Source organism: Marinovum algicola, from assembly GCF_900109145.1.
Lineage (GTDB): Bacteria > Pseudomonadota > Alphaproteobacteria > Rhodobacterales > Rhodobacteraceae > Marinovum > Marinovum algicola.
Window position 1 is genome coordinate 113,508 of sequence record NZ_FNYY01000013.1, and the last position, 20,150, is coordinate 133,657.

22 protein-coding genes are annotated in these 20,150 nt (G+C 64.8%); 17 read left to right on the forward strand and 5 right to left on the reverse strand.

The window, feature by feature from the left end:
- Positions 1 to 4 precede the first annotated feature (4 nt).
- The 13 genes from BMW90_RS17050 to hypE are packed head-to-tail and all read left to right on the forward strand — an operon-like array spanning position 5 to position 10,116.
- Complete coding sequence (locus tag BMW90_RS17050) at positions 5 to 322, forward strand: hypothetical protein (RefSeq protein ID WP_074837611.1); 318 nt, start codon at positions 5 to 7, stop codon at positions 320 to 322.
- Entirely contained in the window at positions 319 to 612 is a 294-nt protein-coding gene (locus BMW90_RS17055; protein WP_074837612.1) for a hypothetical protein, read from the forward strand. Before BMW90_RS17050 ends, BMW90_RS17055 begins: the two co-directional genes overlap by 4 nt.
- The gene (locus BMW90_RS17060) at positions 612 to 914 is read left to right on the forward strand and encodes a hypothetical protein (RefSeq protein WP_139211440.1); all 303 of its coding nucleotides are present in this window, start codon (positions 612 to 614) and stop codon (positions 912 to 914) included. The genes BMW90_RS17055 and BMW90_RS17060 overlap by 1 nt, the downstream gene beginning before the upstream one ends.
- Complete coding sequence (locus tag BMW90_RS17065) at positions 911 to 1,201, forward strand: hypothetical protein (protein WP_074837614.1); 291 nt, start codon at positions 911 to 913, stop codon at positions 1,199 to 1,201. The genes BMW90_RS17060 and BMW90_RS17065 overlap by 4 nt, the downstream gene beginning before the upstream one ends.
- A gap of 6 nt (positions 1,202 to 1,207) precedes the next feature.
- Positions 1,208 to 3,088 (forward strand): nickel-dependent hydrogenase large subunit, encoded by a 1,881-nt coding sequence (locus BMW90_RS17070; RefSeq protein WP_074837615.1) that lies wholly within the window; start codon positions 1,208 to 1,210, stop codon positions 3,086 to 3,088.
- Entirely contained in the window at positions 3,069 to 3,737 is a 669-nt protein-coding gene (locus tag BMW90_RS17075) for a hypothetical protein (RefSeq protein ID WP_074837616.1), read from the forward strand. The genes BMW90_RS17070 and BMW90_RS17075 overlap by 20 nt, the downstream gene beginning before the upstream one ends.
- Positions 3,734 to 4,108 carry a hypothetical protein gene (locus BMW90_RS17080; protein ID WP_048534615.1) on the forward strand — a complete coding sequence of 125 codons (375 nt, stop codon included), beginning with the start codon at positions 3,734 to 3,736 and terminating at the stop codon, positions 4,106 to 4,108. The genes BMW90_RS17075 and BMW90_RS17080 overlap by 4 nt, the downstream gene beginning before the upstream one ends.
- A 3-nt stretch (positions 4,109 to 4,111) precedes the next feature.
- On the forward strand, positions 4,112 to 4,825 hold the full coding sequence (locus BMW90_RS17085) for a Rieske (2Fe-2S) protein (protein ID WP_074837617.1): 714 nt from the start codon (positions 4,112 to 4,114) through the stop codon (positions 4,823 to 4,825).
- On the forward strand, positions 4,826 to 5,329 hold the full coding sequence (locus tag BMW90_RS17090) for a hydrogenase maturation protease (RefSeq protein WP_074837618.1): 504 nt from the start codon (positions 4,826 to 4,828) through the stop codon (positions 5,327 to 5,329).
- On the forward strand, positions 5,326 to 7,665 hold the full coding sequence (gene hypF / locus BMW90_RS17095) for a carbamoyltransferase HypF (RefSeq protein ID WP_074837619.1): 2,340 nt from the start codon (positions 5,326 to 5,328) through the stop codon (positions 7,663 to 7,665). The genes BMW90_RS17090 and hypF overlap by 4 nt, the downstream gene beginning before the upstream one ends.
- Positions 7,666 to 7,668: 3 nt before the next feature.
- Entirely contained in the window at positions 7,669 to 7,947 is a 279-nt protein-coding gene (locus BMW90_RS17100; protein WP_074837620.1) for a HypC/HybG/HupF family hydrogenase formation chaperone, read from the forward strand.
- Complete coding sequence (hypD, locus tag BMW90_RS17105) at positions 7,944 to 9,077, forward strand: hydrogenase formation protein HypD (protein ID WP_074837621.1); 1,134 nt, start codon at positions 7,944 to 7,946, stop codon at positions 9,075 to 9,077. The genes BMW90_RS17100 and hypD overlap by 4 nt, the downstream gene beginning before the upstream one ends.
- Positions 9,070 to 10,116: a hydrogenase expression/formation protein HypE gene (gene hypE / locus BMW90_RS17110; protein WP_074837645.1), complete on the forward strand. Its 1,047-nt coding sequence runs from the start codon at positions 9,070 to 9,072 to the stop codon at positions 10,114 to 10,116. The genes hypD and hypE overlap by 8 nt, the downstream gene beginning before the upstream one ends.
- A 144-nt stretch (positions 10,117 to 10,260) precedes the next feature.
- Here hypE and BMW90_RS17115 read toward each other — a convergent pair whose 3' ends face one another.
- Positions 10,261 to 11,160 carry an AraC family transcriptional regulator gene (locus BMW90_RS17115; protein ID WP_074837622.1) on the reverse strand — a complete coding sequence of 300 codons (900 nt, stop codon included), beginning with the start codon at positions 11,158 to 11,160 and terminating at the stop codon, positions 10,261 to 10,263.
- 131 nt (positions 11,161 to 11,291) lie between these two features.
- Here BMW90_RS17115 and BMW90_RS17120 point away from each other — a divergent pair, with 131 nt between their 5' ends.
- From BMW90_RS17120 to BMW90_RS17130, 3 genes are all read left to right on the forward strand, one after another.
- Positions 11,292 to 11,999 (forward strand): spondin domain-containing protein, encoded by a 708-nt coding sequence (locus BMW90_RS17120; protein ID WP_083416100.1) that lies wholly within the window; start codon positions 11,292 to 11,294, stop codon positions 11,997 to 11,999.
- Between the two features lie 65 nt (positions 12,000 to 12,064).
- Positions 12,065 to 12,544, forward strand: a complete 480-nt coding sequence (locus tag BMW90_RS17125) for a membrane protein (RefSeq protein WP_048534628.1) — start codon at positions 12,065 to 12,067, stop codon at positions 12,542 to 12,544.
- An 81-nt stretch (positions 12,545 to 12,625) separates the two neighbouring features.
- Positions 12,626 to 13,129: a YkgB family protein gene (locus BMW90_RS17130; protein WP_074837624.1), complete on the forward strand. Its 504-nt coding sequence runs from the start codon at positions 12,626 to 12,628 to the stop codon at positions 13,127 to 13,129.
- A 37-nt stretch (positions 13,130 to 13,166) separates the two neighbouring features.
- On the opposite strand, the gene pta is transcribed toward BMW90_RS17130, so the two are convergent.
- The 4 genes from pta to BMW90_RS17150 all read right to left on the reverse strand — a co-directional run bounded on the left by pta (position 13,167) and on the right by BMW90_RS17150 (position 18,756).
- The gene (gene pta / locus BMW90_RS17135) at positions 13,167 to 14,171 is read right to left on the reverse strand and encodes a phosphate acetyltransferase (RefSeq protein ID WP_074837625.1); all 1,005 of its coding nucleotides are present in this window, start codon (positions 14,169 to 14,171) and stop codon (positions 13,167 to 13,169) included.
- 11 nt (positions 14,172 to 14,182) lie between these two features.
- A complete protein-coding gene (locus BMW90_RS17140) occupies positions 14,183 to 15,214 on the reverse strand; it encodes a YeiH family protein (RefSeq protein WP_048534841.1) in 1,032 nt (343 codons plus the stop codon).
- A gap of 103 nt (positions 15,215 to 15,317) precedes the next feature.
- Positions 15,318 to 17,099: a sulfoacetaldehyde acetyltransferase gene (gene xsc, locus BMW90_RS17145; protein ID WP_048534632.1), complete on the reverse strand. Its 1,782-nt coding sequence runs from the start codon at positions 17,097 to 17,099 to the stop codon at positions 15,318 to 15,320.
- Positions 17,100 to 17,148: 49 nt separating this feature from the next.
- A complete protein-coding gene (locus tag BMW90_RS17150; RefSeq protein WP_074837626.1) occupies positions 17,149 to 18,756 on the reverse strand; it encodes a GMC family oxidoreductase in 1,608 nt (535 codons plus the stop codon).
- 127 nt (positions 18,757 to 18,883) lie between these two features.
- On the opposite strand from BMW90_RS17150, the gene BMW90_RS17155 reads away from it, so the two are divergent.
- Positions 18,884 to 20,116 (forward strand): TRAP transporter substrate-binding protein, encoded by a 1,233-nt coding sequence (locus BMW90_RS17155; RefSeq protein WP_074837627.1) that lies wholly within the window; start codon positions 18,884 to 18,886, stop codon positions 20,114 to 20,116.
- Positions 20,117 to 20,150: the final 34 nt, after the last annotated feature.

The following is a 20,150-nucleotide window of genomic DNA, read 5'->3' on the forward strand; positions in this document are numbered from 1 at the left end:
AGCAATGGACCACATCACGCTCTGGTGGATCGCGATCGGCGCGGCTCTGGCAGTGACGATTGTCGTGGCGATCCTGCTGGCGCTGGTGGTCGGCACCGCCCGCGACATCCGCGACGGCGCCGCGCTGGTCTGGACCCGTGGCCAGCAGGTGGCCAACAACACCATCCATATCGCGCTGCTCTACCGGACGCTCGAGGCGGTGCAGGCAATCCGGGGCAGGGCAGGTGGTATCCTGCAAGAGGCCGAGGCGCTTCGCGATCATGCCGAAACCTGCCCGGGCTGTCCGCAATGCATCCTCGCCGGGGACAGGGGGGCCACATGACGACCCTGCTCACATCGCTGACCGCGCTTGCCGCGCTGCTGTTTCTGGCGGTTGTCGCCGTTGCTCTGGTGCGCATCAGCGGCCTGCTGGAAGAGATCGGCGGCACCGGCAGCAGCTATCTCGCCAAACTTCGGCTGGGGTTGCGGGCCATCGACCGCGAAACCTCGCATCTGCCGGCCGCCGCCGAGCCCGTCAACAAGGGGCTGGCCGACGTGGCGGCGGGGCTGTCGGCGGTCGACGCGACGCTGGGCGATCTGCACAAAGCGGTCTCGGGACAGGAGGACAAATGATGCCATTGGCAGCAATCGTGATCTGGATCGTGACGCTGCTGATCATCGCCCTGGTCATCGTGCCGGTGGCGGTGACCCTTCTCCGGCGCGCGTTGAACGCCGCCTGGGCGATCGAGGGATACCTCGCCGACATGAGTACGGCGGGCGGCAGGATCGCCACCCATACCGGCGCGATCCCGGCACTGGGCGATACGCTGGAGACCGCGGCGACAATGCATCCCGTGGCCGAGGCCATCGAAGCCAAGACCGGGGCAGTGGCCGGGCTTCTGGTCGCACGGGCAGAGCACAGGAGGTCGCCATGATCGCCGTGCTGACAGGGATTTCGGTCGTACTGGCCTTGGTGATCGTCCTGGTTGTGGCCTATCATCTGATCGGCATCTTCGTGGCGCTGAAACGCGGTGCGGATCACCTCCAGAATCTGGCAGACGGATTGATCAAGGTCCGCGACGACACCGCGCCGCTAAACGGACGGGTGGACGGCATTTCTGCACGGCTGGAGGCGCTGGCGCCACCGCTGCTGGCCGCCAACGGAAACCTTGCCGCCATCGTCGGCGTCGCGCGCGGGATGACCGCCGAGAAGAAGGAATAGCCTGCGATGTGTTTCGAGAACCTGCCGGTCGAGTTCGACGAAAACGGCAACGCCTTCCTGAAGCAAGGGGTGAAGAACCCCTACGACTACCAGACCCGCACCCCAGAGGAACGCGACGCCAAGCTGAAGGAGCTGGCCAACAAGAACGGCCAGCTTGTCGATGTCGATTACGATCCGGTGACGCGGGTGGCCGGCGCGCTGGCCTTCCATTCGACCGTAGATCTGGAGCAGGGCCGGGTGCGCGACACCAATTCGATGGCGACGCTGTTTCGCGGCTACGAGGTGATCCTGCGCGGCCGCGACCCCCGTGATGCGGCCTTCATTTCGTCCCGCGCCTGTGGCGTCTGCGGCGGCGTGCATTCGACCGCCTCTGCGCTGTCGGTGGAAATGGCGCTTGGCATCAAGCCGCCGCCGCTGGGCATCGTGGTGCGCAATCTGCTCTTAAGCTGCGAATATCTCTACGACAACCCGCTGCATCTCTTCGTGCTGGCGGGGCCGGATTTTTCGGAAAGCCTGGTCAAGCAGACCAACCCCGAGATTTGGACAAGGGCCGAGGGCGCACCCGCGAAACACAAGGAGCTGCACGGCTACGCCACCATCGGCGATATCCTGCACGATCTGAACCCGCTGACCGGTAAGCTCTATCTCGAAGCGCTACAAATGACGCGCGTGGCACGCGAGGCCTATGTTCTGCTGGGCGGCAAGTATCCGCATCCCGAAACCATCATTCCCGGCGGCGTGACCACCTTCGTCGACATCTCGGTACTGAACGAATTCTACATGCGCATGATCAAGTTCTTCGACTATTCGAAGAAATGCATCGGCATCTGGGACGACGTGTTCGATTTCTTCCTCGAGGCCGATCCGCGTTATCTCGACTGCGGACGGCTCGATGCCACGATGGTCGATCTGGGCCAGTGGGACCATGAGGACCACTACGACGCGACCTATGCCAACTGCAATGCCTGGGGGCAGGAGCGCTGGTCGACCCCCGGTGTTCTGGTGGGCGGCAAGCTGGTGACCAACCGGTTGACCGACATCAACGTCGGACTCGAGGAGTTCGTCGAACATTCCTACTATGAGACGTGGGACGACTACCCGTTCAAGACCGATCCCGCCGGCAACCCGCTGTCGCCGAACCACCCCTGGAACAAGACGACGATTCCGCGCCCCGGGTCGCAGAACTGGAAGGAGCGCTATTCCTGGGCCACCACGCCGACCTGGGACCGCCGCACCTTCGAGGCCGGCGCCTATGCCCGGGTCTACCTGTCGGCGGTGTCCGGCAAGCTGCCGCAATCGGCGTTCGTGCAATCGACTGGCCACAGTCTGATCCTGCGCGTCCCCAAGGGCGAGGAACGTCCCGAGCGAACTTTCGAATGGAAACCGCCCGAGGTCTGGAACGCTTTCGAGCGCAACCGCGCGCGCGCCTATGCCGTGGCCTTCAACTTGATGGTGACCATGGAAAACCTGACCCGCGCGATGGATCTGGTGAAGGCCGGCGAAACCAAGGTCGCGACGCCGTTCGAGATCCCCCAGAGCGGTCATTCCATTGGCGTCGGCTTCTGGGGCGCGGGCCGCGGCTTCCTTTCTCATCACTGCGAAATCAAGGACGGCCTGCTTGCGAATTATCAGATCGTCACGCCCTCGACCATCAACGCATGCCCGCGCACGCCCTGGGGCGAGCCCGGACCCTATGAGCGCGCGGTGCTGAACACCGCCATCGTCGAAAGCAACTTCAAGGGAGAAAATGACTTTCAGGGCATCGACATATTGCGCGCGATCCGATCCTTCGACCCCTGCATGCCCTGCACCACGCATGTCATGGTCGAAGGATCGGATCGCGTGGTCACGCGCGAGGTAACCACCTGTGCCTGCGGCATCGACTGAGCCCGCCGCCACAACGATCATCGGCGTCGTCGGCTTCACGCCGGTGCTCGACCCCTATCCGCTGGGACCGCGGCTGATGGCCGAGCTGGAGGTTCGCTGCGCCGGAATGCCGGAGGTGTCGCTGCGCAACATGACCTGGAGCCCGATCCACATCGTGCAGCAATTCGAGGACATGGGTGCGGACCTGCCGGACCGCATCGTCCTGGTGGGAGCGGCCTCGGTCTGCGCCTGCCCGGGCCGGGTCAGGGCCTGGCGCTGGTCGGGTGGCTGCTTGCCGGATGCCGCGATGCAGGAACGCATTTATGAAGCGGTCACCGGCGTGGTGGACTTGGAAAACACGCTGATGATCGGTGAAAAATTCGGCATCTGGCCAACGAAGTGCTACACTGTGGAGGCAGAGTTGCCGGCCGAGACCTTTGGCACGATGGTCATGGCGGAAACCCGGAAGCTCTCGTCCGTTTCCCTGGTGCGGGGCCTCGGTTTCGATCCCGCGCTGACGATCGCCCGGCTGGCCGCCACGGCGACATGTCTGGCCAGGGGCGACGACAGAGATTTGGCCGGATTGAAACAGGCGGCGGATCTGGTTCCGGTGACGTCCTTTCATCACGCCACCACCACCGGACCCGCGCCCCGGAGGCAGAGTCAATGACCCGAGACACCGATGCACAAGCGCTCGACCGGCTGATCGAACAGGAGGATGTGCTGCAAATCTGCTACTGGTATCAGGGCGAAGGTTTTGGCGAGAGCTTCACGCCGCTGGCCGTCCTGCCATTTCTGAAAAGCGGCGAGGGCGATGTCGCGAAAACTTTCGAGCGGCTGGCGGAGGCGGGCGATCTCCGGCGTGACGGCGGCGCCTATGTCTTCACCGCCACGGGGCGGCGCAAGGCCGGGCGCATGTTCTTCGAGACTTTCACCGAGTTCCAGCAGGCCAGTCACGGCGAATGCAACGCCGGTTGCTGCGACGGCGACGAGCCTTGCGACGACCCGACGCATGATCACCACAATCATGCGCATGGCTGAGCGATGACGTCCGGCGCCCCCCCGAACGTCAAGGACGACGCCCCGCAAGAACTTGTGGGTTATCGGTCCAATGAAGAATGGGAGGCGCTGGTGGCGGCGACAGGCGATGCGCTGGCCGCGCTCGACGAGGCGGACGAGAAGCCGCGCGAGGACGTCCGGGCGGCGCTTGCGGGGATCGATGCCATCCACCGCGAAGCCCTGCACCGGCTGGTGCGGCTGTTCAAGGAAGGTGTGCTGGAACAGGTGATCACCGATCCCGCCATTCATACGCTGATGGGGATGTACGACTTGTTGCCGCCGGAAACGCCGGGATGCCGGAAGGTCTGGGATTTCCTGCCGCAGGACGACGCGGGTGTCTCTGCCGATCCCGCCGACACCCCGCCGCATTGGTCACCTGCGCCGGTGGACGCCGCGCCCGCCGATGGCGAATTCGCGGTGTGCCGCATGGAGGAGGGGACATATGTGCTGGCCCGTGCCGGGGGTGATCTGTTCGCCTTCGCGGGGGTCTGCGCCGAACACGGTGCCGGGATGCGGGAGGGCACCCTGAACGGGTATGCCTGGGCCTGTCCTGCTGCGCCCGGCTGCCTCTACGACATCCGCAGCGGCGCGCGGATGGGCGGCGGCGCACCGCTCGATTGCCGCCCGGTGCGCCGTGACCATGACCGCGTGCTGATCGGCTTCGGGATGCCGTTCACGCCCTCGCTGGCGGCGATGTAGATGCGGGTACTCGTCGCCGGAGTCGGGAACGAATTGAAGGGCGACGACGGCTTTGGCGTTCTTGCCGCCCGCGCCGCCGGGGCCGATCCTCGTCTGCGCGGCAACGTCACAGTCTTCGAGACCGGCATCGGCGGCATTCATCTGGTACAGGAGTTGATGCGAGGCTACGACGCCGTGCTCTTGTTCGATGCCTGCGATCGGGGGGCGACACCGGGCACGCTCTTCCTGCTGGCGCCGGATTTGCCGGATGTCGCCGGATTCACCGACCGCGAGCGTCGCGATTTCTTTGCTGACATCCACTACGCCACTCCGGTGCGTGCGCTGACGCTGGCGCGCGAGGTCGGCGCCCTGCCGTCTCTGGTGCGCATCGTCGCCGCGCAGATCGCCGAGGCCGACACCTTCGGCACAGAGATGAGCCCGGCGATGCATGACGCGATCATGCCTGCTGTCGACATGGCGTTCGAGGTGATCGTCGCGCTCGAACGGAGGGAGGCCGCCGAATGAGGGACGCTCCCGGTGCAGAACGGATCACGGTGCGCGGCCTGGTACAGGGCGTGGGGTTTCGCCCCTTCGTCTATCTCATCGCCGGCAAAGCCGGCATCACCGGTTCCGTGCGCAACACCGGTGCCGGCGTCGAGATCGACGCTTTCGGGACCGGCGCCGCCTTGACCGACTTCCGCAACAGGCTGACCGGGGACGCGCCTCCGCTTGCCCGGATCGACGCCATCGACGCGGCGCCGCTTGGCGCACCGGCGCCGCGCGACTTTTCCATCGAACTCAGCACCGGCGGCGCGGTCCATGCCGCTGCCACGCCCGACGCCGCGCTGTGCGATGCCTGTCGCGCCGAACTGCTCGATCCGGGCGACCGCCGTCATGGCTATGTGTTCTTGAATTGCACACATTGCGGGCCACGGTTTTCCATCCTGCGGGCGCTGCCTTATGACCGCGCCAACACCACGATGGCGCGGTTCCCCATGTGTCCCGCCTGTCGCGCCGAATATCGCGACGTCGCCGATCGCCGGTTTCACGCCCAGCCCACGGCCTGCCCGGAATGCGGACCCATGCTCTGGGCGGAACACGCGGGCGACGCCACGCAGCGGGAGATCGGCGCCGGGGCCATTGCCCGTGCGGCCGAGTGCCTTTCGCGCGGCGGGATCGTTGCGTTGAAGGGCATCGGCGGCTTCCATCTGGCCTGCGACGCCACCGACCGGTCGGCAATCCACTTGCTGCGCACCCGCAAGCGCCGGCCGGACAAACCCTTCGCGCTGATGATTCGCGACCTCGCGGCAACGCAGGCCTTCGTCCGCGTCAACGACGCCGAAGCGGCGGCATTGGTATCGCCTGCCGCGCCGATCGTCCTGCTCGACATGCTGCCGGGCGGCCCGCTGCCCGAAGGGCTGGCGCCCGGTCTGAACCGGCTGGGAATCATGCTGCCATATTCGCCGCTGCACGCGATGCTGATGGAGGCCGTCGATGTTCCGCTGGTGATGACCTCCGGCAATCCCGGTGGCGATCCGCAGGTGACGACAAATGCCGAGGCCCGCGACCGGCTGGCGGATTTCGCCGACCTGTTCCTGATGCATGATCGCGACATAGCAAACCGGGTGGATGACAGCCTCGTTCAGGTCACCAGCGGCCGCGCCCGGCCGCTGCGGCGGGGCCGGGGCCTGGCACCGCGGCCGCTGCCGTTGCCCGAGGGGTTCGGAGCGTCACACCCACAGGTGATCGCCTTCGGCGGCGACATCAAGAACACCTTCGGGCTTGCCAAGGGCGGCGTGGCGGTGCTGTCGCAGCACATAGGCGATCTCTCCGGACTGGCGACCGAAGCGGATTTCCTGCGCACGCTGGAGCTGTTCGAAACCCTCTACGGCCTGTCACCTGCCGTCATCGCCGCTGATCCGCATCCCGGCTACCGGTCGCGCAGCCTCGCGCGGGACTTGGCCAGCGCACGCGGGCTTCCGCTGGTCGAGGTCGGCCATCACCACGCCCACGCGGCGGCCTGCATGGTCGAACATGGCGTACCGCTCGACACCGCCCCCGTGCTTGCCGTGGTACAGGACGGTATCGGTATCGGCGAGGCGGGGGCGCTTTGGGGCTGCGAAGTGCTGCACTGCGATTATCGCGGTGCCAAGCGGCTGGCCACGCTTCGTACGGCGCCGCTGCCCGGCGGTGACCAGGCGGCCCGACAGCCTTGGCGGAACCTGCTGGCGCGGCTGAGCCAGGCCGGCACGCGCGATAGCTGGCCGGCGTCACTGTGCGAACGGCTGCGCGGCCAGCCCACCGAACCTCTGATTGCGGCGATGGCCAGCGGGCTGAACACGCCGGCAAGCTCCTCTGCGGGACGTCTGTTCGACGCTGTGGCGGCGGCGGCGGGGCTCTGCGTCGCGCGGCAGACATACGAAGGCGAAGCGGCGATGCGCTTGCAAGCGGCGGCGGAAGGCTGGCTTACGAGGAATGTCGCCGATCCCTACCACTTCGAAATCGTGGACAGACCCGACATGATCGAGGTCGACCCCGCGCCGATCTGGCCTCGGATTGCGGCCGATCTCGCGCAGGAGGAGGCTCCCGGCGCGATGGCCGCGCGGTTTCATGCTGGTTGGGCGCGGATATGGGCGGAAGTCGTCACACGCCTTTCGACAGACACCGGCTGCGACACAATCTTTCTTTCCGGCGGCGTGTTCCAGAACCGGCTGTTGAGCGCTATGCTGGCGGAGCGGCTCGACGGCGCCGGGCTGACCGTCCGCCAGCATGCGGAAGTCCCGGCCAATGACGGAGGCCTCGCGCTCGGGCAGATCGCCGTGGCGCTGGCCAGATACCAAACCGAGAACAGGGGAGGATAGATCATGTGCCTTGGCATTCCCGGACGGATCATCGAAATCACCGATGCCGAAAAGTATCTTGCCGTGGTCGATGTCTCCGGCGTCCGCCGCAAGGTGAATGTCGCCTGTATCGCCGAGACAGATGCGCTGGATGAACTGATTGGCGCATGGGTGCTGCTTCACGTCGGTTTTGCCATGAGCGTCATCGACGAGGCCGAAGCCGCGCGCACGCTGGAGGTGCTCGATGAACTGGGCGAGGTGCAGGATGAACTGACCGCGATGCGGGAAAGTGCACAGCCATGAAATACGCCGACGAATTCCGCGACCCCGTTCTGGCCCGAAAGGTGCTGAACCGCATCGAACGAACCCTGGGTCGCATCCCGATGCCCGAAGGGCGTCCGCTGCACATCATGGAGGTCTGCGGCGGCCACACCCATTCGATCTTCCGCTACGGGCTGCAAAAGCTGGTGCCCGACAGCATCGAATTCGTGCACGGCCCCGGCTGTCCGGTCTGTGTCTTGCCGATGGGCCGGGTTGATGATTGCGTGACGCTGGCCGAGCAACCACAGGTCATCTTCACCACCTTCGGCGATGCGATGCGAGTGCCGGGCTCCAAAGGGTCGCTGATCGAGGCCAAGGCGCGCGGCGCCGATGTGCGCATGGTCTATTCGCCGCTGGACGCGCTCGAGCTTGCCCGGCGCCATCCCGAGCGAGAGGTGGTGTTCTTTGCGCTGGGGTTCGAGACGACGATGCCGTCCACGGCGCTGACCCTGTTGCAGGCGGCGGAAGAAGGCGTGGAAAATTTCTCGATGATCTGCCAGCACATCACCATCATTCCGACGCTGAAGGCGCTTCTGTCCGACCCGCAGTGCCTGATCGACGGGTTCATCGGGCCGGGTCATGTCAGCATGGTGATCGGCAACCGGGGCTATGGGTTCATTCCCGACGACTATGGCAAACCATTTGTCGTTGCCGGTTTCGAGCCGCTCGACCTGCTGCAATCGCTGTGGATGGTGCTGGAGCAAATGGCCGAAGGCCGCGCCTCGGTCGAGAACCAGTACGCCCGCGTCGTGCCCGAAGATGGCAACACGGCCGCCCTGCGCGCAATGGCCGAAGTCTACGAGGACCGCGAAAGCTGCGACTGGCGCGGGCTTGGCGCGATCGACCGCTCGGGGGTCCGCATCCGTGCGGCATATGCCGATTTCGACGCCGAGCGGAAATTCGGGCTGGTCCCGGCGGATGTCGCCGATCCGGCGATCTGCCAATGCGGCGAGGTGGTGCGCGGCCAGTTGAAACCGCATATGTGCCGCGCCTTCGGCAAGGAATGCACTCCGGCCACGCCGCTCGGGGCGCTGATGGTCAGTTCCGAAGGCGCCTGCGCGGCCTATCACCAATATGGCGCCACGGATCTGGTCGGCACGCGCGATGGATGACGGTGGCGGCGCCCGACGGTTGCGCGGCGACGCGGTGACGCTGGCCCATGGTGCCGGCGGGCGCGCCATGCGCGACCTGATCGACGAGATTTTCCTGAAAGCCTTCGGCGAGACACGGGTGAGCGGGCTGGAAGATCAGGCGCGGCTGGCGCTGGACGCCTTCGGCGGCGGGACGCTGGCCTTCACCACCGACAGTTTCGTGATCGATCCGATCTTTTTTCCCGGCGGCGACATCGGCAAGCTGGCGGTCTGCGGCACGGTCAACGATCTGGTGGTCGGCGGAGCCAAACCGGTTGCGCTGACTTGCTCGGTCATTATCGAAGAGGGGTTGGCCTTTGCCGATCTGCACCGGATCGCCGAGAGCATGGCCACCGCCGCCGCCGAGGCCGGGTGCCGGATCGTGACCGGTGACACCAAGGTCGTCCCGCGTGGCGCGGCGGATCGGATCTTCGTCAATACCGCCGGCATCGGCGCCATTCCGGCAGACCGGTCGCTGGCGGCGCGGCATATTCGCCCGGGCGACGCGCTGATCGTCAACACCACGCTAGGCGAGCACGGTGCGGCGGTCATGGCGGCGCGCGGCGATCTCGGGCTGACCAGCGCGTTGCAAAGCGATTGCCGCCCGCTGGGCGAGCTGGTCGAGGCGCTGCTCGAGGCCGCGCCGGACACCCGCGCGATCCGTGACGCCACCCGCGGCGGCGTCGCCACGGTCCTGAACGAATTCGCGGCCGCTTCGGGCACTTGCTGCCGGATCGCAGAAGACAAGCTGCCGCTGCGCGAGGAGGTGCGGGGCATATCGGAGATCCTGGGTCTAGACCCGCTCTACATCGCCTGCGAGGGGCTTTTCGTCGCCGCTGTCCCCCAGGCGCAAACAGAGGCCGCGCTCGCAGCCTTGCGCAAGCGATCGGGAGGCGAGGCCGCCTGTCAGATCGGCGAAGTGGTTGCGACGCCGCAGGGCCGTGCGGTGATGACTTCGTTCTTTGGCGGAGACCGGCTGGTGGACATGCTGGAGGGCGAGCAACTTCCGCGGATATGCTGAGCAGGTGGCGGCCGTCCCCACGGCTCCTGGTTATCAAGCACAGGGCGCCGCGGCCCGGTGCACGTCCGCATGTGGAGTAGCTTTGGCCATTTCAGTAAATGAATTCAGGTCTTTGAACCGTAGTGCCTTGCCGCTCCGGATGGACTAACCGCGGAAACGACCGGGTGTTTGACCGTATTTCCGTTTGAACTCGCGGTTGAAATGGCTGCGGCTGCGAAAGCCCGTTGCACGGGCGATTTCACCGACGGAGCCGGGCCCGCCCGAGAGCATCTGTGCGGCGCGGGTAAGCCGCAAATCGTAGATGAACCGCATCGGCGACATGCCGAAGGCTTCCTTGAACTGCTCGAACAGCAGCGTCCGGCTCATGCCTGCGTTTGCCGTGAGCATGTCGATGGTTATGGCGTCGGATGGATGCGTCACGATCAGTTCAAGCGCCCGCGCAAGACGCCGGTCTGCCGCATCGAGCAGATTGACCAGAACCGAACCTCCCAAGTCCGGGTGAATGTCGAGGGCACGGATCAGCAGGCCTTTCAGCAGTGTCTCGAGAAAGGCGACCGACACCTCTCTGCCGTCGCGCAACTCGAAAAAGAGGGTCAGAAGGCCGTGGCTGGACGGGATGAGTTCGGGAACCTCCTCAATAACGGGTTCGTCCAGCCAGGTCAGGAAATCCGCGATCTCGTCGTTGGCCAGGATGATTTCGCCGCAGGCCACGACCAGCGGGTCTTCGTCGCCGTCTCCGGCGCGGTAGAGCTTGAGGCTCTCGTCATTGTCCGGGAAGGCGCGTTCGGCGTCGCATTCCGAAACGATTTCCGGGCCGGCTTCGAAGCCGTACTCCGTGTCGGCCGGAAGAAGCACCAGCGCGCCGGGCCGCATCGGCAAACCAACGCCGGAGGAAAGCCGCATGCGGCCCCGGCCGGACAAGCACATATGCAGCGACGCGGCCTCGCTTGCCTCGAAACGAAGCCGCCAGCCGGAATGCGCTTCGCAAAAGCCGTAGGTCTCGACCTCGACGCGCAATCGACGAAAGAGATTTTCGCGGTCCATTCCGGCCTCCCGTCAGTTCTGCACTCTCGGGCACGCCACCCGGACTCCCAGGCACATTGCACAGGCAACCATCGGCGCGCGCAACAGTTATTTTCAGGCGCATTGCTCGCAAACCTATTGGGAGAAAAACCATGAAGACCGCACATTCAATCCTCGTTGCCTGCTCGATTTCAGCGTTGGCGGCGTCTTCTGCACTGGCACAGATGTCGAACGAGGCAGGAGAGAACAGCTATGAGGTCACGATCACCAACCTGACCGAGGGTCAGCCGTTCTCGCCCGGCGTGATCGTGACCCACAGTCCGGACGTCCATCTGTTCGAGGCCGGTGCCGAACCATCGCAGGGCGTCATCGAGATTGCCGAGAACGGCATGCCGGAGACGGCATCGGAAATGCTTCAGGGCATGATGGACTCGGGCATCACCGACGTCGTGGCGATCGACGCGCCGATCATGCGCATGGGCGCCGACGCGCCGAACGAGGCGAGTTTTTCGATCAGCGCCAACGAGGGTGACGTCCTGTCGATCGTGACCATGCTCATCTGTACCAACGACGGCTTCGTCGGCGTGGATTCCATGCCGCTGTCCGGTGAGATGACCGAGATGGAAGCGACGGCCTATGACGCCGGTTCGGAGGTCAACAACGAGCTGACCAATTCGATTGTCGATCCCTGCGGCGCGGCGGGTCCGGTGATGTTCGAGGAGGACGGAAACATCAACGACATCGCCGATGACGGCAACGTGATCGCGGAACACGCCGGTATTCAGGGCGTTGGGGATCTGACCGATGCCCATGGCTGGTCCGGCCCGGTTGCACGCATTTCCATCGCGCCCGGAAGCTGACTGAAACAGGCGTGCCCGGCCCCGAAGCGGCCGGGCAGTTCCACCATTGAACAAGGAGTGAACAGATGGCCGAAGAAACTGAAGCGCAAACTGGTGTCAACTGGAAGGCGGTCATCCTGGCGGGCCTGATCGCCGGCCTTGTCTTTATCGTCATGGAAATGGTCCTCGTCGCCGTGGTGGGCGGTGGCAGTCCGCTTGGCCCGCCCACGATGATCGGCGCCATCGTTCTGGGTCCGGAGGTTCTTCCGGAACAGGGCACACCGCCTCCGTTCGATATGGGTGTGTTCCTGACCGGTCAGATCGTTCACTTTGTTCTTTCCGTGGTTCTGGCGGTCATCTTCGTGCTGATCGCGCGCCGCATGGCGCTTGGAACCGGTGCACTGGTTGGTTTGGGCGTCGTGTTCGGCCTTCTGGTCTATTTCGTCAACTTCTACGGAATGACCGCCGTGTTCCCCTGGTTCGCGATGGCGCGGAACTTCATCACCATTGCCAGCCACCTCGTCTTTGGCGCCGTGCTGGCCTGGGCCTATGCAGCGTTCCGGTAAGCGGAACTCCTCGGAACGCGCGGGCGATACCGAGGCGCAAGAGATCCGCATCGGGCAAGGTACTTGGAAGGAAGCGATACAATGACAGATCAATCCACGACCTATCCGGCGCGCGATGACTTCGGCGCTCAGGTGAGCAGGGCCGGGATCGTCGGCATCTTCGCCGCCCTCGTTCTGATCTACTTCTGGTTCGGCGGAATGAAGTTCACGCAATACGAGGCCAAGGGCCTGGAGAGTTTCGTGGGGCCCAGTTTCGTCATCGGCTGGATGTATGACGTGTTCTCGCTCCGCGGATTCTCGATCTTTCTGGGCATCCTCGAAATCGCCATCGGCCTGCTGATTGCCGGTCGGCTCGTCTCGCCGAAGTTGTCTGTCGCCGGCGGCCTGCTGTCCTGCGGGCTGTTTCTGACGACGATCAGCTTCATGTTGACGACCGAAGGCGTCTTCGCCCCGGAAGAACTGACATTCCCTGCCATCAGCGTGATGCCCGGACAATTTCTGCTGAAGGATTTCGGCCTGTTGGCGGCGTCGGTCCTGGTGGTGGGCGAATCGCTGTCCGCGATCGCCCGGCAACGAGGGGCGTGACGACATCGGACACCGCGGGGCCCCGGCTGTGAACCACCTAGGCGCCATGCTCCGCCTGCGCGGCGGTGACCGCGATCATATGCAGGATGTCTTCGGACGAGCAGCCGCGCGACAGGTCGTTTGCCGGTTTGGCAAGACCTTGCAGCACAGGGCCGATGGCCACCGCCCCACCGACTCGCTGCGCGATCTTGTAGGCGATGTTGCCACTTTCCAGGTTGGGAAAGATAAAGACATTGGCATTGCCGCCCAAGGCTGAATCCCGCGCCTTGGATGCCGCCACGTCGGGGATGAAGGCGGCATCGAATTGCAACTCGCCGTCGATCAGCAACGCGGGGTCGGCGGCCCTGGCAATCTCGGTGGCGGTCACCACCTTTGAGACCGACGTGTGGGTCGCGCTTCCCTTGGTCGAGAAGGACAACATCGCGACGCGCGGCAAGTCGCCTGTCAGCGCGGCAAAGGACTGTGCCGAGGTGAGCGCGATCTGCGCCATTTCCTCGGCATTCGGGTCGACGACAAGGCCGCTGTCGGCGAAGACAAGGGCGCCTTTCTTGATGTGGTGGCTCTGGCAGAACAGCATGAGAAAGAAGCTCGACACCAGGCTGGCGCCCGGCGCCGGACCGATCACCTGGATGGCGGTGCGCACGATTTCGGCGGTTGTCGCCACCGCTCCGCCCACCGTGCCATCGGCATGGCCGGCGTGGACGAGAAGCGCGGCGAAGACATGCGGCGAACGCGCGGCCGCCAGCGCCTGATCCGGTGTCACGCCCTTGTGCCTGCGCCGCTGGTAAAAGGCCTCGGCCAGTTCGCCGATCAGAGGCGAGTTGGCGGGATCGTGGATTTCGACACCCGCGTCCGGCGCGACACCAAGCGCGGCGAAGCGGGCGCGAATTTCCTCCGCCGGCCCGATCAGCGCCACCCGGGCGATGCCCTGCTTGCGGGCATCGACGGTCGCCTGCACCGCACGCGGATCGCCGCCCTCGCTCAGCACGATCTTTTTCTGTGATCGGGCGGCGTTTTTCAAAAGCATTTCTAGCGGTTTCATCTCTGCTCCAATCAGTGGCCCAGGACGGCGACGCCCAGAAGGACAAAGCCGGCGATAAAGACGGTTTCGGCGACGATCAGCGCGATCGCCTGACCGCCGACATCGAGGATGCGCCTGAGCGAGGTCTTCATGCCGACGGCGGCAATCGAGATCAGCAGCGCCCAGCGGCTGAGCGAGGACAGGAAGGAGACCACCGCATCGGGGATCAGACCGAAGGAGTTGAACGCCGCGAAGACCAGGAAGCCGATGACAAAAACCGGCAGGACCGGCGGGCGCTTGCCGTCCATCTCGCTGGCGAAATTGCGGCGCACCAGCACCGAGATCACCAGCACGACCGGCGCCAGCATCGCCACGCGGATCAGCTTGACCAGTGTCGCCACCTCGCCCGCCTCATCCGAGACCGAGAAGCCGGCGCCGACCACCTGGGCAACATCGTGGATGGTGCCGCCGAGGAAGACGCCCGAGACCTCGTCGTTGAAGGCAAAGGTGTCGGTCAGGATCGGATAGGCGATCATCGCCACCGTCGACAGCACGGTGACCGAGAGCACGGTAAAGATCAGGTTGCGTTCGGAATGTTCGTTCTTGGGCAGCACGGCCGAGATCGCCATGGCGGCCGAAGCGCCGCAGATCGCCACAGAGCCGCCGGTCAGAAGGCCGAAGCGCCAGCCGCGGCCCAGAAGCCGCGCGGCGGCAAGACCGAAGAGAAGGGTCAGGATCACCGCGGCGATCACCACGAAGATGAGTTGCGGCCCGAGCCCCACGATCAGTTCGACCGAAATCCGCGCCCCCAGAAGCGCCACGCCGAACCGCAACACGGTGCGGGCGGTGAAATCGATCCCCGGCTTGCAGGCGCCTTCCTCGGAGAGGAAATGGAATGCGATGCCCAGCAGCAGCGCCATCAGCATCGCCGGCGCGCCGTAATGGTCCGACAGGAATTGCGCCGCCACCGCGACCACCGCGGCGACCAGGAACCCCTGACCATTGGAGGTTACGAGATCGCCGAGACCGGCCATCGTCCGTTTGGATGCGCTTGTCGCCTGCATCGTCATCACCCTTTTTTGAGAAAGCGCCCACCTCGGCGGGAGGAAATGCCCCGGCGGGCGCCGGACACCGGGGCCGCAAATGCCGCCCCGGTGTCCGGTTGCCTTAGCTGGCCATCGGCTGCGGACGCATGTCGTCGCGGCTGATCCCGGCCACCGACACGGGTTTCTTCATCGCGTCGCGGCGGAAGGGCTCGCCCAGCTCCTGGTTCAGCAGCACTTCGATGAAGGTGGTCTTGCCTTCCTTCATCTGCGCCCGGACGGCGGTGTTCAGCGCGTCGGTCAGTTCGTCCATCGACGAAACCTGGACCCCCTCGACACCGCAGGCCTTGGCGATACCGGCATAGTTCACGTCCAGCGCCAGCTCGGTGCCGACGAAATTGTCGTCGAACCAGAGCGTGGTGTTGCGCTTTTCCGCGCCCCATTGGTAGTTGCGGAAGATGACCATGGTGACCGGCGGCCAGTCGTCGCGGCTGACCGAGACCATCTCGTTCATCGAGATGCCGAAGGCGCCGTCACCGGCAAAGCCCACCACCGGCACGTCCGGGCGGCCGATCTTGGCGCCGACAATCGCCGGGAAGCCGTAGCCGCACGGGCCGAAGAGCCCGGGGGCGAGGTATTTGCGCCCTTCCTCGAAAGTCGGATAGGCATTGCCGATGGCGCAGTTGTTGCCGATGTCGGACGAGATGATCGCCTCTTTCGGCAGCGCCTGCTGGATCGCGCGCCAGGCCATGCGGGGCGACATCTTTTCCGGCTCGCGGCTGCGCGCACGCTCGTTCCAGGTGGTGCCGGGATCGTCGTCCTCGTGGTCCATCGAGGTCAGTTCCTGGGCCCACCGCGACTTGGTTTCCGAGATCAGCGTCTTGCGCGCGCTACGGCCGGCGTCGCCGGCGTCATCCGAAAGCTGCGCCAGGATGCCCTTTGCCACCTTCTTCGCATCACCGACGATGCCGACGGTCACCGGCTTGGTCAGGCCGATCCGGTCGGGGTTGATGTCGACCTGGATGATCTTGGCGTCCTTGGGCCAATAGTCGATGCCATAGCCCGGCAAGGTCGAGAACGGGTTGAGCCGGGTGCCGAGCGCCAGCACCACGTCAGCCTTGGAAATCAGCTCCATCGCGGCTTTCGAGCCGTTGTAGCCCAGCGGGCCGACCGACAGCGGGTGGGAGCCGGGGAAGGCGTCATTGTGTTGGTAGCCGCAGCAGACCGGCGCCTCCAACCGTTCGGCCAGCGCCTTCGAATCCTCGATGGCCCCGCCGATCACCACGCCGGCGCCGTTCAGGATGACCGGGAATTTCGCGGATGACAGCAGCTCCGCGGCCCGGGCCACGGCCTCTTCGCCTCCCGAGGGGCGTTCAAACTCGACGATCGCCGGCAGCTCGATGTCGATTACCTGCGTCCAGTAATCGCGGGGGATGTTGATCTGTGCCGGCGCGCTGGCGCGTTTGGCTTGCAGGATCACGCGGTTCAGCACCTCGGCCATCCGGCTCGGGTCGCGCACCTCTTCCTGATAGGCCACCATGTCCTCCAGAAGCGCCATCTGCTCGACTTCCTGGAAACCGCCCTGACCGATGGTCTTGTTCGCCGCCTGCGGCGTCACGATCAGCAGCGGCGTGTGGTTCCAGTAGGCGGTCTTGATCGGGGTCACCAGGCTGGTGATCCCGGGGCCGTTCTGTGCCACCATCATCGACATCTTGCCGGTGGCGCGGGTGTAGCCGTCAGCAATCATCCCCGCGTTGCATTCATGGGCACAATCGAAAAACTGGATTCCGGCCGCCGGGAACAGATCGGAAATCGGCATCATGGCCGAGCCGATGATCCCGAAGGCATTTTCGATCCCGTGCATTTGCAGCACTTTCACGAAGGCTTCTTCTGTCGTCATTTTCATGGCGTTTCTCCTGGGTGAATTGGTGAGGGGTTGAAAGTGTAAGGGCGGGTCAGGCGCGATCCGCGAGGATCATGTCGCTGGCCTTCTCGCCGATCATGATGGCGGGTGCGTTGGTATTGCCGCTGACGATCTCGGGCATGATCGAGCAATCCGCCACGCGCAGGCCGCGGATGCCATGCACCCTGAGACGCGCATCCACCACCGTTCCCGGCCCTTGCCCCATCTTGCAAGTGCCTGTCGGGTGATAGATCGACGAGGAATTGCTGCGTGCCCAGTCCAACGTGCCGTCGTAATCGTCGAGATCGAGTTCCTTGGTGGGGCGGAATTCCTCGGCAATCTTGGCATTCAGCGGGTCCTCGCGCGCAATCCTCCGGGCGATTCTGACACCGTCGACAATGGTGCGGCAGTCCAGTTCGGTGGCCAGGTAATTCGGGTTGATCTTGGGATAGCTGCGCGGGTCGTTGCCGTTCAGCACGATCTCGCCACGGCTTTCGGGGCGGAGCTGACAGACCGACATGGTGAAGGCCGAGAAGGGATGCACCCCTTCGCCGGGGCTGTCCGCCGACCAGGGCTGAACGTGGAACTGGATGTCCGGCGTATCCGCATGCGGCCCGGTCTTCATGAAGCCGACCGCAAGGCTTGCCGCCATGGTCATCGGTCCGGAACGGAACAAGGCGTATTTCGCGGCGATCCGCGCCTGATTGAAGAGCGAGCGAACCTCGTCGTTCAGCGTCGGTTCGTTGCATTTGAAGACTAGCCGGGCCTGCAAGTGGTCCTGCATGTTCTTGCCCACGGCGGGCAGGTCGCGGATCACCTCGATGCCGTTGGCCTTCAACTGCTCACCCTCGCCGATCCCCGAGAGCATCAGGATCTGAGGCGAGCCGATGGCCCCCGAGGACAACACCACCTCGCGCGTGCAGGTGACGGTCCGCTCCTGCCCCGACCCGTCGAAATAGCGGACCCCGGTGGCGCGGCCCTCTTCCACGATGACACGGCTTACCTGGGCCTTGGTGACGATCTCGAGATTGGAGCGCTTGCGCGCCGGGTTGAGGAAGGCCACGGCGGAACTGCACCGCCGGCCCTTGCGGGTGGTCAACTGGAAATAGCCCACCCCTTCCTGCGAGGCGCCATTGTAGTCGGGGTTGAACGGGTAACCCGCGTTCTGCGCCGCGGCGACCCATGCATCGCAGATCGGGCGTTGCAGTCGCATGTTCGAGACCGAAAGCTCGCCGCCGGTGCCATGAAAGTCGTCCGGCCCGCGCTCCTGGTTTTCCGAGCGCTTGAAAAGCGGCAGGACATCGTCCCAGCCCCAACCCTCGTTGCCCATCTGGCGCCAGCGGTCGTAATCCTCGGCCTGGCCGCGCACATAGAGCAGCCCGTTCAGCGAGGACGATCCGCCCAGCACCTTGCCACGCGGCCAGTCGATAGACCGACCGTTCAGCCCCTTGTCCTTCTCGGTACGGTAGCACCAATCCACGCTCGGGTTGTGCATTGTCTTGAAGTAGCCCACCGGCACATGGATCCACGGGTTCCAGTCCCGCGGCCCGGCTTCCAGCAGCACGACGCGATTCGCCGGGTCCCTGCTCAGGCGATTCGCCAGCACGCACCCGGCCGAACCCCCACCTACAACGATGTAATCGGCCTGCTTTGTCTGCATCGAGCGGGTCCTCCAAAAGCCCTGAAATTCGCTGAGCAAGTTTCCCTTGCGCCATCTTGCATAAATGATTAAAAATGATACCACAAGTCTCAATAATGCTGATTTATGAACGAAGGAGGAGAGGTTCATGAAGATTTCGGACAAACTTGGCGGTGTCTCGCGCCGCGATTTTTTCAGGGTTGCAGGCCGTTACGGGCTGTCGTCCACGGTGCTGGGTCTCGGCGGTCTGACCGGTGCGGTCAGCCTGCCGACGCTCGCGGCAGCGGCCGAATCGACCTATGACAAGCGCTTCAAGAAAGAGGCCAGGCACACGCTGAAGTTCGGTGCCTCGGGCTTCAACGCGCGTAATCTGCTGATCGAGCGCGCCGGCGCGCTGGAGTTCGCTCGCGACCTCGAAGAACGCACGGACGGGGAGATCCGTGTCGAGTTCATCGGCGACAACCAGATCTGCGGCCAGCTGAACTGTGTCGAAAAGACCCAGAACGGCATCGTCGACATCTATGCCGCCTCGACCCAGAACTCGGCCGGCGGCGCGCCCTATCTGAACGTGCTGGACTATGCCTATGTCTTTCCGGGCCGGGCCTCGCAGTACCATTTCCTCTACAGCCCCGAATCGAACGCCATCCTGCGCGACCCGCTGGAAAAGCGGCACGGGCTGAAATTCCTGTTCAGCCACTGCGAGCTGCGCGGGCTACAGATGGGCCAGTCCTTCGCGGACAAGCCGACGGTGACCAAGCTCGAGGAACTCTTTGGGACCAAGAACCGCGTCACCGGCACCCAGCTTGGCCGCATCGCGATGCAGTTGCTCAACCTGAACCCGGTTCCGGTGGCCTGGGAAGAAACGCTCGACGGATTGAAGACCGGGCTGATCGACGGCGCGGAAACCTGGGCTTCGGCCGTGGCCTACGCCAACATGTCGCCGGTGGTCTCGCAATCGGTCGATCTGAAGTTCTTCTGCGGCACCGAGCACACCTCGATGTCGGCCAGCGTCTTCGACAGCCTCGAAGGCCACTTGCAGGACGCGGTGATGGAGTCGGCCTACCTGGCACAGGTCCACGTGCAGGCCGCGAACGAGGCGGCGCTGGTCAAGACCGTCGGCTTCTCGGACCCGGTTCTGCCCGGCACGCTGTTTGACGAGCACGACGTGCGCCCGGCCTTCCTTGCGGACGACCAGATCAAGATGGCCGAAGAGATGTGCTCACCCGAGTTCAATCCCGAGCCCTGGGAGCAGTGGCGCGGCCGGTTGAACAACTGGGCCGGTGGCATCGACACCTATGCCGAGCTGCACCGTGTTGCGCGCGAGGTGCCGGCCGACATGAAGCCGGAGAACGTCGAGCCCCGCCGCTGGTGGAAGGGCTGACACCCTCTCGTCGCGGCGCCGGCTTCTGACCTGG

What these genes read in the sequence shown, in the direction of transcription:
- BMW90_RS17050 (WP_074837611.1), top strand. Translation starts at nt 5, where the DNA reads ATGGACCACATCACGCTCTGGTGGATCGCGATCGGCGCGGCTCTGGCA.
- BMW90_RS17055 (WP_074837612.1), top strand. Translation starts at nt 319, where the DNA reads ATGACGACCCTGCTCACATCGCTGACCGCGCTTGCCGCGCTGCTGTTT.
- BMW90_RS17060 (WP_139211440.1), top strand. Translation starts at nt 612, where the DNA reads ATGCCATTGGCAGCAATCGTGATCTGGATCGTGACGCTGCTGATCATC.
- BMW90_RS17065 (WP_074837614.1), top strand. Translation starts at nt 911, where the DNA reads ATGATCGCCGTGCTGACAGGGATTTCGGTCGTACTGGCCTTGGTGATC.
- BMW90_RS17070 (WP_074837615.1), top strand. Translation starts at nt 1,208, where the DNA reads ATGTGTTTCGAGAACCTGCCGGTCGAGTTCGACGAAAACGGCAACGCC.
- BMW90_RS17080 (WP_048534615.1), top strand. Translation starts at nt 3,734, where the DNA reads ATGACCCGAGACACCGATGCACAAGCGCTCGACCGGCTGATCGAACAG.
- BMW90_RS17085 (WP_074837617.1), top strand. Translation starts at nt 4,112, where the DNA reads ATGACGTCCGGCGCCCCCCCGAACGTCAAGGACGACGCCCCGCAAGAA.
- BMW90_RS17090 (WP_074837618.1), top strand. Translation starts at nt 4,826, where the DNA reads ATGCGGGTACTCGTCGCCGGAGTCGGGAACGAATTGAAGGGCGACGAC.
- hypF (WP_074837619.1), top strand. Translation starts at nt 5,326, where the DNA reads ATGAGGGACGCTCCCGGTGCAGAACGGATCACGGTGCGCGGCCTGGTA.
- BMW90_RS17100 (WP_074837620.1), top strand. Translation starts at nt 7,669, where the DNA reads ATGTGCCTTGGCATTCCCGGACGGATCATCGAAATCACCGATGCCGAA.
- hypD (WP_074837621.1), top strand. Translation starts at nt 7,944, where the DNA reads ATGAAATACGCCGACGAATTCCGCGACCCCGTTCTGGCCCGAAAGGTG.
- hypE (WP_074837645.1), top strand. Translation starts at nt 9,070, where the DNA reads ATGGATGACGGTGGCGGCGCCCGACGGTTGCGCGGCGACGCGGTGACG.
- BMW90_RS17115 (WP_074837622.1), bottom strand. Translation starts at nt 11,160, where the DNA reads ATGGACCGCGAAAATCTCTTTCGTCGATTGCGCGTCGAGGTCGAGACC.
- BMW90_RS17120 (WP_083416100.1), top strand. Translation starts at nt 11,292, where the DNA reads ATGAAGACCGCACATTCAATCCTCGTTGCCTGCTCGATTTCAGCGTTG.
- BMW90_RS17125 (WP_048534628.1), top strand. Translation starts at nt 12,065, where the DNA reads ATGGCCGAAGAAACTGAAGCGCAAACTGGTGTCAACTGGAAGGCGGTC.
- BMW90_RS17130 (WP_074837624.1), top strand. Translation starts at nt 12,626, where the DNA reads ATGACAGATCAATCCACGACCTATCCGGCGCGCGATGACTTCGGCGCT.
- pta (WP_074837625.1), bottom strand. Translation starts at nt 14,171, where the DNA reads ATGAAACCGCTAGAAATGCTTTTGAAAAACGCCGCCCGATCACAGAAA.
- BMW90_RS17140 (WP_048534841.1), bottom strand. Translation starts at nt 15,214, where the DNA reads ATGCAGGCGACAAGCGCATCCAAACGGACGATGGCCGGTCTCGGCGAT.
- xsc (WP_048534632.1), bottom strand. Translation starts at nt 17,099, where the DNA reads ATGAAAATGACGACAGAAGAAGCCTTCGTGAAAGTGCTGCAAATGCAC.
- BMW90_RS17150 (WP_074837626.1), bottom strand. Translation starts at nt 18,756, where the DNA reads ATGCAGACAAAGCAGGCCGATTACATCGTTGTAGGTGGGGGTTCGGCC.
- BMW90_RS17155 (WP_074837627.1), top strand. Translation starts at nt 18,884, where the DNA reads ATGAAGATTTCGGACAAACTTGGCGGTGTCTCGCGCCGCGATTTTTTC.